14 protein-coding genes are annotated in these 14,390 nt (G+C 68.9%); 8 read left to right on the top strand and 6 right to left on the bottom strand.

Annotated elements, in window-relative coordinates; genetic code table 11:
* Nucleotides 1–147: 147 nt before the first annotated feature.
* From ACIBH4_RS34840 to ACIBH4_RS34830, 3 genes are all read right to left on the bottom strand, one after another.
* Nucleotides 148–1,044 carry an alpha/beta hydrolase gene (locus tag ACIBH4_RS34840; protein ID WP_362521748.1) on the bottom strand — a complete coding sequence of 299 codons (897 nt, stop codon included), beginning with the start codon at nucleotides 1,042–1,044 and terminating at the stop codon, nucleotides 148–150.
* A 283-nt stretch (nucleotides 1,045–1,327) separates the two neighbouring features.
* Nucleotides 1,328–2,113: an SAM-dependent methyltransferase gene (locus tag ACIBH4_RS34835; protein WP_362521750.1), complete on the bottom strand. Its 786-nt coding sequence runs from the start codon at nucleotides 2,111–2,113 to the stop codon at nucleotides 1,328–1,330.
* Complete coding sequence (locus ACIBH4_RS34830; protein WP_362521752.1) at nucleotides 2,097–2,993, bottom strand: helix-turn-helix transcriptional regulator; 897 nt, start codon at nucleotides 2,991–2,993, stop codon at nucleotides 2,097–2,099. Before ACIBH4_RS34830 ends, ACIBH4_RS34835 begins: the two co-directional genes overlap by 17 nt.
* A gap of 438 nt (nucleotides 2,994–3,431) precedes the next feature.
* On the opposite strand from ACIBH4_RS34830, the gene ACIBH4_RS34825 reads away from it, so the two are divergent.
* Nucleotides 3,432–3,608 (top strand): hypothetical protein, encoded by a 177-nt coding sequence (locus tag ACIBH4_RS34825; RefSeq protein ID WP_362521754.1) that lies wholly within the window; start codon nucleotides 3,432–3,434, stop codon nucleotides 3,606–3,608.
* A gap of 13 nt (nucleotides 3,609–3,621) precedes the next feature.
* The gene (locus tag ACIBH4_RS34820; RefSeq protein WP_362521757.1) at nucleotides 3,622–4,587 is read left to right on the top strand and encodes a universal stress protein; all 966 of its coding nucleotides are present in this window, start codon (nucleotides 3,622–3,624) and stop codon (nucleotides 4,585–4,587) included.
* Between the two features lie 75 nt (nucleotides 4,588–4,662).
* On the opposite strand, the gene ACIBH4_RS34815 is transcribed toward ACIBH4_RS34820, so the two are convergent.
* Complete coding sequence (locus ACIBH4_RS34815; protein ID WP_362521759.1) at nucleotides 4,663–5,019, bottom strand: spore germination protein GerW family protein; 357 nt, start codon at nucleotides 5,017–5,019, stop codon at nucleotides 4,663–4,665.
* A 230-nt stretch (nucleotides 5,020–5,249) separates the two neighbouring features.
* Here ACIBH4_RS34815 and ACIBH4_RS34810 point away from each other — a divergent pair, with 230 nt between their 5' ends.
* From ACIBH4_RS34810 to ACIBH4_RS34795, 4 genes are all read left to right on the top strand, one after another.
* A complete protein-coding gene (locus tag ACIBH4_RS34810; protein ID WP_362521761.1) occupies nucleotides 5,250–6,104 on the top strand; it encodes a universal stress protein in 855 nt (284 codons plus the stop codon).
* A 256-nt stretch (nucleotides 6,105–6,360) separates the two neighbouring features.
* A complete protein-coding gene (locus tag ACIBH4_RS34805) occupies nucleotides 6,361–7,308 on the top strand; it encodes a TIGR03557 family F420-dependent LLM class oxidoreductase (RefSeq protein WP_362521763.1) in 948 nt (315 codons plus the stop codon).
* 21 nt (nucleotides 7,309–7,329) lie between these two features.
* A complete protein-coding gene (locus ACIBH4_RS34800) occupies nucleotides 7,330–8,511 on the top strand; it encodes a zinc-dependent alcohol dehydrogenase (protein WP_362521765.1) in 1,182 nt (393 codons plus the stop codon).
* A 78-nt stretch (nucleotides 8,512–8,589) separates the two neighbouring features.
* Nucleotides 8,590–9,063, top strand: a complete 474-nt coding sequence (locus tag ACIBH4_RS34795) for a hemerythrin domain-containing protein (protein ID WP_362521768.1) — start codon at nucleotides 8,590–8,592, stop codon at nucleotides 9,061–9,063.
* 237 nt (nucleotides 9,064–9,300) lie between these two features.
* On the opposite strand, the gene ACIBH4_RS34790 is transcribed toward ACIBH4_RS34795, so the two are convergent.
* The gene (locus ACIBH4_RS34790) at nucleotides 9,301–9,588 is read right to left on the bottom strand and encodes a Fe-S cluster assembly protein HesB (RefSeq protein ID WP_350949887.1); all 288 of its coding nucleotides are present in this window, start codon (nucleotides 9,586–9,588) and stop codon (nucleotides 9,301–9,303) included.
* Between the two features lie 104 nt (nucleotides 9,589–9,692).
* Entirely contained in the window at nucleotides 9,693–11,060 is a 1,368-nt protein-coding gene (locus ACIBH4_RS34785; protein WP_362769934.1) for an FAD-dependent oxidoreductase, read from the bottom strand.
* A 941-nt stretch (nucleotides 11,061–12,001) separates the two neighbouring features.
* Between ACIBH4_RS34785 and ACIBH4_RS34780 the strand changes: the two genes are divergently transcribed.
* Together ACIBH4_RS34780 and ACIBH4_RS34775 are read left to right on the top strand one after the other, a co-directional pair.
* On the top strand, nucleotides 12,002–13,375 hold the full coding sequence (locus ACIBH4_RS34780; RefSeq protein WP_362521773.1) for an extracellular solute-binding protein: 1,374 nt from the start codon (nucleotides 12,002–12,004) through the stop codon (nucleotides 13,373–13,375).
* A gap of 71 nt (nucleotides 13,376–13,446) precedes the next feature.
* The gene (locus tag ACIBH4_RS34775) at nucleotides 13,447–14,364 is read left to right on the top strand and encodes a carbohydrate ABC transporter permease (protein WP_399173551.1); all 918 of its coding nucleotides are present in this window, start codon (nucleotides 13,447–13,449) and stop codon (nucleotides 14,362–14,364) included.
* Nucleotides 14,365–14,390 lie beyond the last annotated feature (26 nt).

Here is a 14,390-nt window from a genome sequence, read left to right as displayed (position 1 = left end):
GATCGGACCGCGCTCACCCAAGGGCAGACGAGGATCGATCAAGGACCATTCGTCATCGGTGAGGTCTCCACGCGCCATGACCATGGCCTACCAGGACGGCAAACCACCGCGCAGGCGAATCCCACTGATCTCAACCCCGTACAGGCCCTAGTGGACGGAGCAGATCGCGGATCCGATCACCGCCGTCACCGCGTCCGGATGCGACACCAGGGTCAGGTGAGAGCCGCCGGGAAACTCGGTGACCTTCGAGTGTGCCCGGTGGGCCATGAACCGTTCCGAGGACGGGGTGATGATCCGGTCGCCGGTGCTGATGAAGTACCAGGAGGGGATCGTCTTCCAGGCCGCGGCCTGCGACGGTGTCGTGAACGCGCTGGTCGAGGCGGGCCGCTGAGAGGCCCACAGGCGCAGGGCCGTGTCCCGGGGCAGGTCCGAGGCGAACGAGCGGACAAAGGTGTCCCGCCTGAGATACAGGTCCTTCGCTCCCTGGGGCGCCGCAGGGTAGGACACCGTCTCGTAGAGAGAGGCGGGATCTCCGGACAGGGCGGAGTCGTGGCCGCTGAGATCGCCGGTGCTCTCCCCGATGTCGGGCGCCGCCGCGTCGACGTACACCAGGGCCCTGACGTTCGGAACGTCCGCGGCGGCGTTCGTGATCACCGAGCCTCCGTAGGAGTGTCCGACGAGCACGATCGGGCCGGAAATCGTTCTCAGGAAGCCGGCGACGGACGCGGCGTCGCCGGTGAGGCCGCGCAGCGGGTTGGCGATGGCCCGCACGGTGTAGCCCACTCGTTGCAGGGAGCTCACCTCGCCGCTCCAACTGGAGGCGTCGGCCCAGGCGCCGTGCACCAGGACGACCGTGGGCTTGGCGTGGCCCGGCGATCGGCGGCAGGGGGGCAACGGCTCACCCATGAGCGCCGACGGCGCGCGTACCGTCGTGGCCGCCCGGTCGCCGGTCGCCGGTGACGTCGTGATGGCTGCCGCGATTACGGCGAACGCCACCACAGGGGCGATCCCACCGAGCCGTAGGCGGACGCGGGCGGGTCTCATTGCTCTCTCCCTGATGCGAGGAATGACCTCCGGGTTCCGGTGAACGGTGACTCCGCCATCGGGCGGCGAGTGCTCGCCGCCCGGCTCTGGGTGACCGCCTTCGTGAGCGTCGGCGCCGCCCTCGGTCAAGGTCCTTGGGTCTGATACCTCGCGAAACAGAAGAGTTAACTCGAGTTACGTTAAAAGATCAGGGGTCGGTGCCGGTTCGGTGGCCTCCGATCCAAGGGCGGGAGCTCGCGGCCGAACGGCCCGGCACGAGGCCGCGCGGCCGGAGCAGCGTCACTCAGCGCGGTGGGATCCTGCCGAGGCCGGCGACGACCTCGAAGGCGTGCTCGGGGTACGGATCGCCGTCGGCGGGGCGCCAGTCCGCGGCCAGGACGAGTCCGGGGTCGAGGAGTTCGAACCCCTCGAACAGTTCGCCGACCTCGTGCATGGTGCGAAGCTGTACCGGGTTGCGGGTCTGCCCGTACACCGCGAGCCCGGCGGACGCCTCGTCCTCCGGCATCGTGTCGGAGCAGGCATGGGTCAGCCCCAGGTAGCTGCCCGGCGCGAGGGCGTCACGCAGTTGTGCCATGAGGTCGTGCGCGGCGTCTCCGACGACGAAGTGCCACACCGCGACCGTGAACACGCCGATCGGCCTGGTGAAGTCGAGCGTGGCCCGCACCCGGGGGTGGTCGAGGATCTCCTGCGGCCGGCGCAGGTCGCCGTGGATCGTCACCACGCCGGAGTGGTCCACCGTCGACTGGTTGTGCGTGACGACGGTCAGGTCGTTGTCGACGTACACGACGCGGGCGTCCGGATGGATCCCGCGCACGACCTGGTGGAGATTCGGGGGAGTGGGCAGGCCGCAGCCGATGTCCAGGAACTGATCGACGCCGGCTTCCGCCATCGCCCTGGCGGATCGCAGCAGGAAGCCGCGGTTGGCCCGGCAGGCGTCGGGGACCGTCGGGAAATGAGCCACCAGCATCCTGACGGCCTCCCGGTCCGCCGCGAAGTTCTCCTCGCCGCCGAGCATGACATCGTACATACGGGCCGCGCTCGCCTGCGACGCGTCACTGGGATGGGTCACCTGATGCCTTTCCAAAGGGGGGACGGTCGTCCGTTACGTGAATGCGGTCACAGATCCTCATGAGGAGCGCCGTCGTGTCGCCACGGTCGCGGGCCGCGAGCGAGAGCCGGTCGAAGGTGACGGCGTGCTCCTCCCGGAGGGACCGTTCGGCGACCTCGTCCCGCTGGCCGTGCATGGCGATCATCTGGGGCCGGCCGTGACCACTGCGAAAGATGGTGAAAGGCCCGTACCCGGGTATGAACCGCGAGCCCATCGGATTCACCTGGATGCTGATGCCCTTCATCTGGGCGGAGGCGGTCAGCGCGATGAGCTGGCGGATGTGCGCGTCGATCCCCGCGATCGGCCGCCACAGCACGGGCTCTTCGATCACGGCCCACAGCACGGGCCGGTCGTCGCCCGCGAGCACCTTCTGGCGGCGCAGCAGCTGTTCCACGTTCCTCTCGACGTGCGGGGCCGGGGCCGGGTATCGGCTCATCCGGTAGACCGCCGCCGCGTATTCCGGGGTCTGCAGGAGCGGTGGGATGACGAACGGCTGGTAGGTGCGGATGAGGTCCGCGGTCTGTTCCAGGCGCATCACCACCGCCGTGTCCAGCGGGAGTTCCTTGCTGTCCCACCAGCCGGGTTGACGCTCGCCGAACGCCACCGACAGCAGCATCTCCTGCTGGTACGGGTCGACGACCCCGTACAGGGTGAACAGATCACGTAGGTCGGCGCGGCGGAAGCCTCGCTGCCCGGTCTCCATCCGGCTGATCTTCGACTCGCTGGCGCGGATGGCCTTGCCGGCTTCGGCGGCGGTCAGGTTGCACTGGAGCCGTAGCTGCCGGAGCCGGGCGCCGACGATCTGGCGGGCTATGTCGCCTGCGTCTGTGTGAGCGTTCACATCACCTCCGAGCGTCTCCGCCTGCCGGACCTGGACCGTCAGTGGAAACCGATGTCTTTTCCGTAACCTGCCATGTTTCTTGACTTGCCATGGCAAGATCGTCCAGAAGGCGAAATTGAGGCTATTGCTTATTTTCTCTCACTGCCTATGGATTTCAGGTAGTGTTCCATGAAATTTCAAGATCACAAAACTTGCGGAAGGCACGTCCGGTCAAGGACCACTCCGCCGGACGGTCCCCGTTCCTGAGCACGTCCGCGACTGCCAGGCCCGCCGACGGCGTCCCCGCCCCCGTCTGGGCCGTCCACCCGCCCGGAAGACGACGTTCGGCCGCGGGCGAGACCGGCGCGCGGGACGGAAGTCCCTGCCGGATGGGCCGTTCGGCCGCTGTGCGAACACCGCTGTGGCGATGGGATGGAGACACCCCCCGAGGAGGTCGACATGGTTGCGTATGTGGTGGCGGGTACGGACTCGGCCCTCACCGACAGGGCTCTCGCCGACAGAGCCGTTGGCGCAGACAGAGCCGTCGGCGAGGCGTGGCGCGGCCTGAGGATCGTCCGCGTGTGCGAGCCGCGGACCCGCGACATCCCGCCGCCCGGGTCTCGCCGGGGCGACTGAGGAGGGGGCCGTCGTGCCGTTCTCATCGTTCGCCTCTTTCGACGTCTCCGCCCGGGAGGCGCCGTCACACCCGGACGGGTGGTCGCCGGCGAGGAGGGAGATCGTCGTCGGGTTCGACGGATCGCCGCAGAGCCGCGCCGCCGTCGAGTGGGCGGCGCGCGAGTGCCGGACACGGTGGATGGAGCTGACCGTCTGCCACGTCTGGGACGGCCCTCACGCCGAACGCGAGGCCGCCATCACCGGACAGCGCCGCACGCTCGCGGGCAGCATCCTGACCGACGGCGTGGAGCTGGCCGAACGGCTGCTGCCAGGCCGAAGGGTGCGGTCGATCCTGGCGCGCGGCGCCGCCGGACCGGAACTGGTCTCACTCAGCCGGACGGCGCGGATGCTCGTGGTCGGACGCCGGGGACTCGGCGGGGTCTCCGGTGTGCTGCTCGGCTCGGTGAGCGCCCATGTCGCCGCGTACGCGCCCTGTCCCGTGCTCGCCGTCCAGCGGCCAGACGTGACACCGCGGCCGGGTTCGGGGCAGGGGCCCGTCGTGGTGGGGGTGGACGGATCCGCCTGCTCGCTCGCGGCCCTGGGGTTCGCCCTCTCCCACGGCCGGGCCCACAGGCTGCCGGTGCACGTGATCCACGCGTGCGCGGACACCCCCCACCGGATGGGGAGATTCGCGCGATCAGAGGCCGGAGAGGACGTTCGGCGATGGGTGGAGGAGGTGACGAACTCGTTGGAAGACGACCGCCGCGGCATGATCGTCACGGCCACCGTCTCCGGTGAACCGCCGCTCGCGGCACTGCTGTCGCACGGCCATCGGGCGTCACTGCTGGTCGTCGGCTCTCGCGGGCTGGGGCCCCTCAGAGCGCGGCTCCTCGGCTCGGTGAGCCGAGGACTGCTGCATCACGCGTCGTGGCCGGTGGCCGTGGTGAGATCCCGCGGCCCGCACGGCCGTAGCCGAGAACTCTCCTTCCGGGGAGTTTGAGCCTCTCCCGCCTCTCCTGGTCGGCGACCTCCGCCACGGGACCTGGAGCCCGGCCAGATCGCGCGGGCTTGCGCGTCACCGCCTCCTCGCCGCCCTGGCACGCGCACGCACGATGGAGCGCACCGTCAGCAGGGCGGCGACGAGGACGATCTGACCACCGAGGATGATGCGGTTGACGTCCACCGCGGGTTGCCAGCGGACCTCGGAGTCCTTGACGACGAACACCCCGGCGGCGGTGACGTCGAAGCCGAACCCGCCCCCCGACCCTTCCGCGGCCTGCTCGCCCCCCTCCTTCCCGCCGCCCCCACCACCGCCACCGATCACCCTGGCCACGGGAATGATCGTCACACCGTCCCGGACGATGGGCTCGCCGAAGACCCGCCTGATCGAGACGGTGTCCTTCGCCTGGTCGAGAATTTCCGTGATTTTCACGGTGCTTTTTCCTTTCGACGGCCGGTGTCCCCTCCATGATCGTGCGGAACACGGTGCCGAGGAAAGAGGCGAAGGTCCGTCCCCGAGGGGAAGCCGCTCCCTGGACAGGACAAAAGCCCTTGTCCTCGGAGAGGACAAAAGACCCTGTCCTCGCGCACCGGAGTCGGGACCTGTGGCCCTGGGACCGGGCCGCCCGGCGCGGCTCTGATGGGAGGGAAGGGAGAACAGCCATGTCCGCTCTGATCATCGCCGGAACCGACGGCTCCATCGGCGCGACCGCCGCGGTCGAATGGGCCGCCGACGACGCCGCCCGTACGGGCCTGCCGCTGCGCATCGTCACCGCCGTGCACCGCTGGCCGAACGACATCTCCAGATTCGCCGTCCTCGAAGGGGAGGAGGACGCGATGACCCGGGGCGCACGCAAGGTGCTGGACGAGGCCGAGGCGACGGCACGCACCCGGCAGCCCACCGCGCAGGTGAGCACCACGTTGGTCGAGGGCCCGCCCTCGCTGGTCCTGCGCGATCTGGCACGGGACGCGGCGGAGATCGTCGTCGGAAGCCGTGGTCTCGGCGGCTTCGCCGGAGCCGTCATCGGTTCGGTCAGCATGCACGTCGCCGGGCACGCGCACTGCCCGGTCGTCGTGGTCCAACCCGGTCAGGTGCCGGCGTACGGCGAGATCACGGTCGGTGTCGACGACTCCGACGCCTGCGAGCCCGCCCTCGCCTACGCCTTCGAACAGGCCAGGCATCGCGAATGCACGCTGCGCGCCCTGTACGCCTGGCAACTGCCCGTGCACGCCTTCGCCCCGGAGATCGCCTACGACATGGACGAGGTCCGCATCGCCCAGTACGCCGTGATGGCCGACCGGCTCGCCTCCTGGCGGCAGAAGTATCCCGAGGTGAGCCTCATCGAGGAGGTTCGGTGCGCGCATCCGGTCGAGGCGCTCGCCGAGGCTTCCAAAGAGGGGGACCTGCTCATTGTCGGCTCCCACGGTCGTGGCACCCTGGGCTCGTTGCTGCTGGGGTCGGTCGGCCGGGGTGTCCTGCACCACGCGCACTGTGCCGTCGCGGTTGTCCGCTCATGACGATGTTCACGGCCGCCGCCGGCGACCGCGGGTCCGTGCGAGCGCTCGAAGCATCCGCGGGAACGACCTGAGCCCTCCCCGCCGCGAGTGCGGCCAGGAGCCGATCGGGATCCACCTCTCCTGGGAGGTCTCACTTCGGGAGGGCGCGGAGGAGGTCAGGCCCGTGCCGGGCGCTCGCATGGCGCGGCCCTCCGTTTGCCTCGCACGGAGGGGGTAGGGGAGACATCGCCGCAGCTCAGGCGATCCGGGAGGGGAAATGACCAAGTTCGGATATTTCTTGTCGAGCGAGGAACACGGTCCGGCGGAACTCGTACGGCAGGCCAAACTCGCCGAGCGGGCGGGCTTCGAAGGGCTGTGGATTTCCGACCACTTTCATCCATGGCTGGACGTGCAGGGGGAGAGCCCGTTCGTCTGGTCGGTGATCGGGGCGGTGGCCGAGGCGACCTCGCTGCCCATCACCACCGCCGTCACCTGCCCGCTGATCCGCACCCACCCGGCGATCATCGCGCAGGCCGCCGCCACCAGCGCGGCGCTGTCCGGCGGCCGGTTCCAGCTCGGTGTCGGCACCGGTGAGGCGCTCAACGAGCACATCCTCGACTCGCGCTGGCCCCCGGCCTCCGAGCGGCTGGAGATGCTGGAGGAGGCGGTGGAGCTCATGAGGGAGTTGTGGAGCGGGAAGCTGGTGACCCATCGGGGCACCCACTACAGGGTCGACACCGCCCGCCTGTACACCCTTCCCGACGAGCCGCCGCCCGTCTACATGTCCGCCTTCGGGGACAAGGCCGTGCAGCTGGCCGGGCGCATCGCCGACGGCTACATCTGCACCTCCCCGAGTGCCGAGCTGGTGGAGAAGTTCCACAAGGCCGGTGGCGCGGGCAAGCCCTCCCAGGGCGGACTGAAGGTCTGTTACGCCGCCGACGAGGCCACGGGCCGCAGGACCGCGCACCAGATCTGGCCGACCCAGGGCATCAAGGGTGAGGCCTCGCAGCTGCTGCCGCTGCCCCGCCACTTCGAGGATCTCGCCGAGGCGGTCACCGAGGACGAGATCTCCGCCCCCTGCGGCCCCGATCCCGAGGTGCACGTCAAGGCGATCAAGGAGTACGTGGACGCGGGCTTCGACGAGATCTACATCAGCCAGATCGGCAAGGAGCAGGACGCCTTCTTCGACTTCTACGCCAAAGAGGTCCTGCCCCGGCTGCGCTGACATCCATCCGAGGAGGAGAACATGAAAGCTCTCACCTGGCACGGCAGACGCGACGTACGGGTCGAGGAGGTTGCCGACCCGATACTCAAGGAGCCGAACGACGCGATCATCAAGGTGACCACCAGTGCGATCTGCGGATCGGACCTGCACCTGTACGAGGTCCTGGGCCCCTTCATGGGGGAGGGCGACATCCTGGGCCACGAGCCGATGGGCATCGTGGAGGAGGTCGGCTCCGAGGTCACCTCCATCAAGCCGGGAGACAGGGTGGTCATCCCGTTCAACATCTCCTGCGGCCACTGCCACATGTGCGGCCTGAACCTCTTCGCCCAGTGTGAGACCACCCAGGTCCGTGACCAGGGCATGGGCGCGGCCCTGTTCGGCTACACCAGGCTGTACGGCGAGGTCCCCGGGGGGCAGGCCGAGTACCTGCGGGTCCCGCAGGCGCAGTTCGGCCCGATCAAGGTTCCCGAGGGGCCGCCGGACGAGCGGTTCGTCTACCTGTCCGACGTGCTGCCCACCTCCTGGCAGGCGGTGGAGTACGCCGACATCCCCGACGGCGGGAGCGTCACCGTCTTCGGGCTCGGCCCGATCGGGCAGATGACCTGCAGGATCGCCAAACACCTGGGTTATCGGGTCATCGGCGTCGACGGGGTGTCCGAGCGGCTCGCGATGGCGCGCCGGCACGGCGCCGAGGTGCTCGACGCCTCCGCGACCGCCGACATTCCCGGCGCGGTCAGGGAGCTCACCGGAGGGCGCGGCACCGACTCGGTGATCGACGCGGTCGGCATGGAGGCGCACGGCTCCCCGGTCGCCAAGTTCGCCCAGACCGTCACCGGCCTGCTGCCCGACGCGATCGCCGCCCCGCTGATGTCCAGCGCGGGCGTCGACCGGCTGCGCGCGCTCAACCAGGCCGTCGACACGGTACGGCGCGGCGGCACGATCTCCGTCGTCGGCGTCTACGGCGGCATGGCCGACCCGATGCCGATGCTGAGGATGTTCGACAAGGGCGTCACCCTGCGGATGGGCCAGGCCCACGTCAAACGCTGGATCGACGACCTGATGCCGCTGGTGACCGACGACTCCGACCCTCTCGGGGTGATGGACCTGGCCACCCACAGGCTCCCCCTCGACCAGGCGCCGCACGGCTACGAGATCTTCCAGAAGAAGCGGGACGGGGCGATCAAGGTTCTTCTCAATCCCTGACGCACCGGACAGGTCGCGAGAAGCACCACGAAGAACGTCACCGGAAGAACAAAGAACACGAAGGGGAAAAGGAGAAGAATGGACGCGATCGTTCTGCTGAAGGACGACCACAAGACCGTCGAGAAGCTGTTCAAGGAGTTCGAGAGCGCGGGGGAGCGGGCGTACAAGAAGAAGCGGGAGCTCGTCGACCAGATCATCGAGGAGCTCACCGTCCACGCTCACATCGAGGAGCAGATCTTCTATCCGGCCGCCCGTGAGGGTGCTCCCGAGACCTCCGACCACATCCTGGAGAGCGTCGAGGAGCACCACGTGGTGGTCTGGATGCTCTCCGAGCTGGCCGGGCTCGACCCCAAGGACGAGCGATTCGACGCCAAGGTCACGGTGTTGATCGAGAACGTCCGCCATCACGTCAAGGAAGAGGAAGAGGAGTGGTTCCCGGAGGTGCGGGAGGCGATGGGACGCAAGAGGCTCCAGGAGATCGGTGAGGAGATGGAGAAGGCCAAGGCCGGAGCCCCCAGAGACCCGCTCGCCCTGAGCAGCGCCCGCGCCTGACCCTCTTCACGCGCCCGTACGGCTCCCGTGGAGGCATGCCCCCTCCGAACTTCGCAGGGGGCACGCTTCCACGGAGACGGGTCCCGAGGAGATACGGCGTCTCGGCGGGCGGGGGTCTTCTCACCGGCTCGGAAACGGCCTTCGGGAGACCGGTCCGGGCGGGAACCCCATGCCACGCACGGGCCCCGACCCCCCGATGGGGGGCCGGGGCCCGCGTGCGCCGGGGTCCGTTCCGGCTCAGGGAAGCTGTTCGGTGACGAGAAACGCGACGCCGCCCCCCTCGTCGACGTCGGCGTCCAGCGACTTGTCGTCGAGCATGTCCACGACCTGCGGGTCGAGGAAGATCCGTGCTCCTTCCGACTCCACCACCCTGTCGGCGGACTCGGGGTGTTCCGCGATCGAGAGCACGAGCGATCCGGTGCCGTCGCTCTGGGATGAGATGCGAACCCCGGTATCGGGGGAGTCTGTCATCTGCGAGCTGAGATCCCGGATTACCTGGGCTGCCGTGTCCGTCAATGTGAGCATTGCTACTCCTTGTCGGTATCGGGACTTGGATTCTTCGCCCTTGCCCGCTCTCATCCGCCCCAACCATCCCCCCGGATTTTCTCGCGACGGCCGCGATCGGCCGATCATGAGGAATGCCGGTCGAGGCGCTCGGCCGTCTTGCGCGCGGCGATCAGGACCGGGTCCCACACCGGGGCGAACGGGGGAGCGTACGACAGGTCGAGCCCCGTCATCTCCTCCACCGTCATCTCGTGCCACAGGGCGACGGCCAGGGCGTCGATGCGCTTGGCCGCGCCCTCCTGGCCGACGATCTGGGCTCCCAGCAGGCGGCCCGTGCCCCGGTCGGCGATTATCTTGATCTTCATCATGTGGGCGCCGGGAAAATATCCGGCGCGCGTGGTGGACTCCACGATCTCGCCGACCGGTTCGAACCCGGCCTCCAGGGCCTCCGCGGTCGTCAGGCCGGTACGCGCCACCTCGTACTGGCAGATCTTGGAGACCGCGGTGCCCACGACACCGGGGAAGGAGGCGTACCCGCCACCGATGTTGATGCCCGCGACGCGCCCCTGCTTGTTGGCGTGGGTGCCCAGCGCGATCGCGACCGGCTGCCGGGAGACCCGGTGGAAGGTCTCGACGCAGTCACCGGCGGCCCAGACGCCCTCCACCGGGGTCCGCATCCGCCGGTTCGTCCTGATCCCCGAGGTCTCGCCGACCGGGATGCCCGCGGCCTCGGCCAGCGCGCTGTTCGGCCGGGTGCCCAGACCCAGGACGATCAGGTCCGCGGGCAAAGCCCGGCTGCCGGTGCGTGCCGCGCGGACCCGCCCCCCTGACTCCTCGAAGCACTCGATGCGCTCGCCGAGGTGCACCTGAACCCCCAGGTCGCGCAGGGCGTCGGTGATGAGGGCGCCCATGTCCGGGTCGAGCGTGCTCATCGGCTGCTCGCCGCCGTCGACGAGCGAGACCTCCAGCCCGCGCCGCACCATCGCCTCGGCCATCTCCAGGCCGATGTAGCCCGCGCCGACCACCACGGCCCTGCGCGGCCCGCGCTCCAGGGCCTCCAGCAGCGCGATGCCGTCGTCCAGGGTCTGCACCCCGTGCACCCCCCTGGCGCCGGCGCCGGGCAGGTCGGGCCTGGCCGGTACGGCACCGGGTGCGATCACGAGCTGGTCGAAGGGCTCCAGGCCGCGGCCGCCCTCCTCGTCGCGCACGGTCACCACGCGCCGGTCCAGGTCGATCTCGACGACCTCGCTGCGCAGCCGCAGGTCGATGGCGAACTCGTCGCGGAACACCTCGGGACGACGGCTGATCAGCGACTCCACGTCGGCGACCTCCCCGCCCACCAGGTAGGGGATGCCGCAGGCCGAGTAGGAGGCGTGCGAGCCCTTCTCGAAGGCGACGATCCGCAGGTCCTCGGGCCCGCGCCGACGCCTGGCCTGGGAGGCCGCGCTCATCCCCGCGGCGTCGCCGCCGATCACCACCAGTCGTTCCGTCATCGCCTCATCCCTCGTGTGGACCGCCGATGCTACGGCTTCCTCCCCGGAACACGCCCAAACGCGCACGCCGCCACGCCGTGTGCCCCCGGCGAGCCCGCAGACCACCTCGAAGTCGGCCGTCATCGCCATGTCCTCGTGTTCGAGATTGTGGCAGTGCAGCATTTTGACGCGCTCCCCGGCCTGAGGGCCGAGGATTCACTCCGTGCCGCCGTTCAGCGGCAGGGCGGCGGCGACGCTCCCGCACTGTGAGCACAGTTTGGAGGACATGCCGCGGACCTCCGCCGTCCCCGCCAGGTCCAGGCGGTCATCCACCCAGGCGGGTCCGGCTGGGCGGGCGGGGAAATCATGGACACCTCCGTCGGATTGATGGTGTCCAGGCTGTCGGCCACGGGCTCGGGCGTCGTCACCCCGAGGGCGGGGCCTGGCCGTACTCCCGGTGACGTAGGAGGGTGCGACCGCGCCCCGGGGTGTACGGCCAAGGGAGTATGCGGGGCCGCCGCGCCGGAGGCGGGAAGGGTGCGCCGGCCGGGAGGCGTCGGATCCGTTCACGGCGCGTCATCCCTGCGAACGGATGCCGCCTTTCTGGTAAGTGATGCAAATATTTGCGAAGAATGTCATGCAGTTTCATGTGTGGCGCGGATCGACGCCGAGGCTTTGTCGAGGGCGAGCCGTCGGTCGGTCCCGAATCGGCGGCCCTGTGCCTCCGTCGCTCCCCGACGGAGGTCTGAGCCCATATCGTCCTGACCGTTCCGTGTCACCGATTCCTTCGCGCCGCCGTCGATCCCGCGGATGGGGAGGGGGTCTCTCTAGGGGGTGAAGAAGTTACGGGGGGATGACGGGCCGATCACTGTCACTTTTTTGCATCTGAATAGGCGGACTCTTGCTGCACTCTGCACGCCTCTATATGTTTCTCGTAACCGACCCGCCAAGGAGTGCCTCGGATGAAATCCCCCAAGCTCGCGATGCTGCTCGCCGCGGCCATCGCGCTCACCGCCGCCGGGTGCGGCAACGACGACAGCGGATCCCCGGCCGCGGACACCACGCCGGGTGCCGCCGGGGCCGAGGCTCCGGTCACGATTTCCGTCGGCTGTCAGCCGCCGAAGAGCAACCCGCTGGAGCGGACCGCCTGGGACGAGGACGTGGCGGCGTTCAAGAAGTTGCACCCGAACATCACGATCGAGAGCAAGGACGCCTTCCCCTGCATCAACCCGGACACCTTCCAGGCGAAGCTGGCCGGCGGGTCCATGGAGGACGTCTTCTACGTCTACTACACCGATGTCAAGAAGATCATCAGTGCGGGCCAGGCCGCCGACATCACCCCGTACGCCGGCGGCGTCACCAAGTTGAACGACCTGCGCCCCGACGTCCTCGGCATCTTCAAGGAGGGCGAGAAGCTCTACGGCCTGCCCAGGAACAACTACTCGATGGGCCTGGTCTACAACCGCAAACTCTTCACCCAGGCCGGCCTCGACCCCGACGCGCCGCCCAAGACCTGGGCCGAGGTGCGCGACGCCGCCAAGAAGATCAGCGACCTCGGCCCCGGATACGTCGGTTTCGGTGAGTACAGCGCCGGCAACACCGGCGGCTGGCACTTCGCGGCCTCCCTCTACGGGCGCGGTGGCGAGATGGTCACCCCCGACGGCAGGGCCGCGGCCTTCAACAGCCCCGAGGGCAAGGCCGTCCTGGAGAACCTCAAGACCATGCGCTGGACCGACAACAGCATGGGCGCCAAGCAGCTCCTGCAGTGGGAGGACCTGATGCGGATGATGGGCGGCGGCAAGCTCGGCATGATGATCGGCGCCCCCGACGTCGTCCAGGCGGTCAACAACGACTTCAAGGGCAAGTTCGAGGACTACGGGGTCACCGCGCTGCCCGAGGCCAAGGCCTCGCTCAACGGCGGCGACGGCTACATGATCCACCCCAAGGCCACCCCCGAGAAGATCAAGGCAGCCCTGCTGTGGCTGGAGTTCCACGAGCTCACCCCCGGCCAGGGCCAGTTCGACTACGCGCGCAGCAAGCAGCAGGGCCGCCCCGTCGGCCTGCCGATCCCCGACCTGTACGGCGACACCGCGCCCGGCAAGGAGATCACCGAGCTGCGCAAGGCGAACGCCACCGTGCCCGTGGAGAACTTCACCCCCTTCGTGGACGGTTCCGCGGCCATCCAGAACAAGCTTGAGCCGCCGAAGTCCCAGGAGCTCTACGCGATCCTCGACGTGCCCATGTCGGCGGTGCTGACCAGGCAGGACGCCGACATCGACAAGCTGTTGGCCGACGCCGAGGCCAAGGCGAACAAGGTGCTGGCGAAGTCGAGCTGACCCGCTGATGCCCGGGGTGCCGGCCCGTGGGCCGGCACCCCGGCACTCATGTCGATATCGGGAGTCAACCGATGACCACAATGACCGTGAAAGGTCCACGAAGGCGAAAGCCGGGAGCGTTGCGGCAAGGACTGCGGCGCAATCTGACCGCCTACGGGTTCCTGTGCGCGGCGCTGATCTGTTTCGCCTTCTTCTCCTGGTACCCCATGGTGAGGGAGGTCCTGCTCAGCTTCCAGCAGACGAACTTCGTCGACGAGCCCACCTGGGTCGGCCTGGAGAACTTCCGTACCGTGACGGAGGACTCGGCGTTCGCCCAGGCGTGGCTCAACACCCTCGCCTTCACCGGCCTGGCGCTCGTGTTCGGCTACCTCGTCCCGTTCGTGGCGGCGATCGTGTTGAACGAGCTGCGTCACGCGCGGGCCTACCTGAGGTTCGTCGTCTACCTGCCGGTGATGCTGCCGCCCGCCGTCGGGGTGCTGCTGTTCAAGTGGTTCTACGACCCGGGAGCGGGCCTGTTCAACCAGATCCTGGACCTGGCACGCCTGCCGGCACTGAGCTGGCTCGACTCCACCGACACCGCGCTCATCTCCCTCGTCATCGTCTCCACCTGGATGAATTTGGGAACCGGCACGCTGATCTACCTCGCCGCGCTGCAGAGCATCCCCGGCGAGCTGTACGAGGCCGCGGAGCTGGACGGCGCGGGGCTCATTCGGCGGGTCTGGCACGTGACGATCCCGCAGACCAGGCTCATCCTGCTGGTGATGCTGCTGCTGCAGATCGTGGCGACCATGCAGGTCTTCATCGAGCCGTACCTGCTCACCGGCGGCGGCCCGGAGAACGCGACGCTCACCGTCGCCTACCTCATGTACCAGTACGCCTTCAACTTCGGTGACTTCGGCGCCGGAGGCGCGCTCGGGCTGATGCTCATGGTCGTGCTGATGGTGTTCTCCGCCTTCTACCTGCGCCTGTCGCGGGACAACCAGAGCTAAGGAGGCAGCGCCGATGTCGAACCTCA

This window comes from Streptosporangium sp. NPDC050284 (genome assembly GCF_044459525.1).
Lineage (GTDB): Bacteria > Actinomycetota > Actinomycetes > Streptosporangiales > Streptosporangiaceae > Streptosporangium.
Note: the sequence above shows the minus strand (reverse complement) of the source record. Positions and strands in the feature narration are given on the sequence as shown.

Coding starts and splice junctions, on each gene's coding strand:
- ACIBH4_RS34840 (WP_362521748.1), bottom strand. CDS start 1,044: ATGAGACCCGCCCGCGTCCGCCTACGGCTCGGTGGGATCGCCCCTGTG.
- ACIBH4_RS34825 (WP_362521754.1), top strand. CDS start 3,432: ATGGTTGCGTATGTGGTGGCGGGTACGGACTCGGCCCTCACCGACAGG.
- ACIBH4_RS34810 (WP_362521761.1), top strand. CDS start 5,250: ATGTCCGCTCTGATCATCGCCGGAACCGACGGCTCCATCGGCGCGACC.
- ACIBH4_RS34805 (WP_362521763.1), top strand. CDS start 6,361: ATGACCAAGTTCGGATATTTCTTGTCGAGCGAGGAACACGGTCCGGCG.
- ACIBH4_RS34800 (WP_362521765.1), top strand. CDS start 7,330: ATGAAAGCTCTCACCTGGCACGGCAGACGCGACGTACGGGTCGAGGAG.
- ACIBH4_RS34795 (WP_362521768.1), top strand. CDS start 8,590: ATGGACGCGATCGTTCTGCTGAAGGACGACCACAAGACCGTCGAGAAG.
- ACIBH4_RS34790 (WP_350949887.1), bottom strand. CDS start 9,588: ATGCTCACATTGACGGACACGGCAGCCCAGGTAATCCGGGATCTCAGC.
- ACIBH4_RS34785 (WP_362769934.1), bottom strand. CDS start 11,060: ATGACGGAACGACTGGTGGTGATCGGCGGCGACGCCGCGGGGATGAGC.
- ACIBH4_RS34780 (WP_362521773.1), top strand. CDS start 12,002: ATGAAATCCCCCAAGCTCGCGATGCTGCTCGCCGCGGCCATCGCGCTC.
- ACIBH4_RS34775 (WP_399173551.1), top strand. CDS start 13,447: ATGACCACAATGACCGTGAAAGGTCCACGAAGGCGAAAGCCGGGAGCG.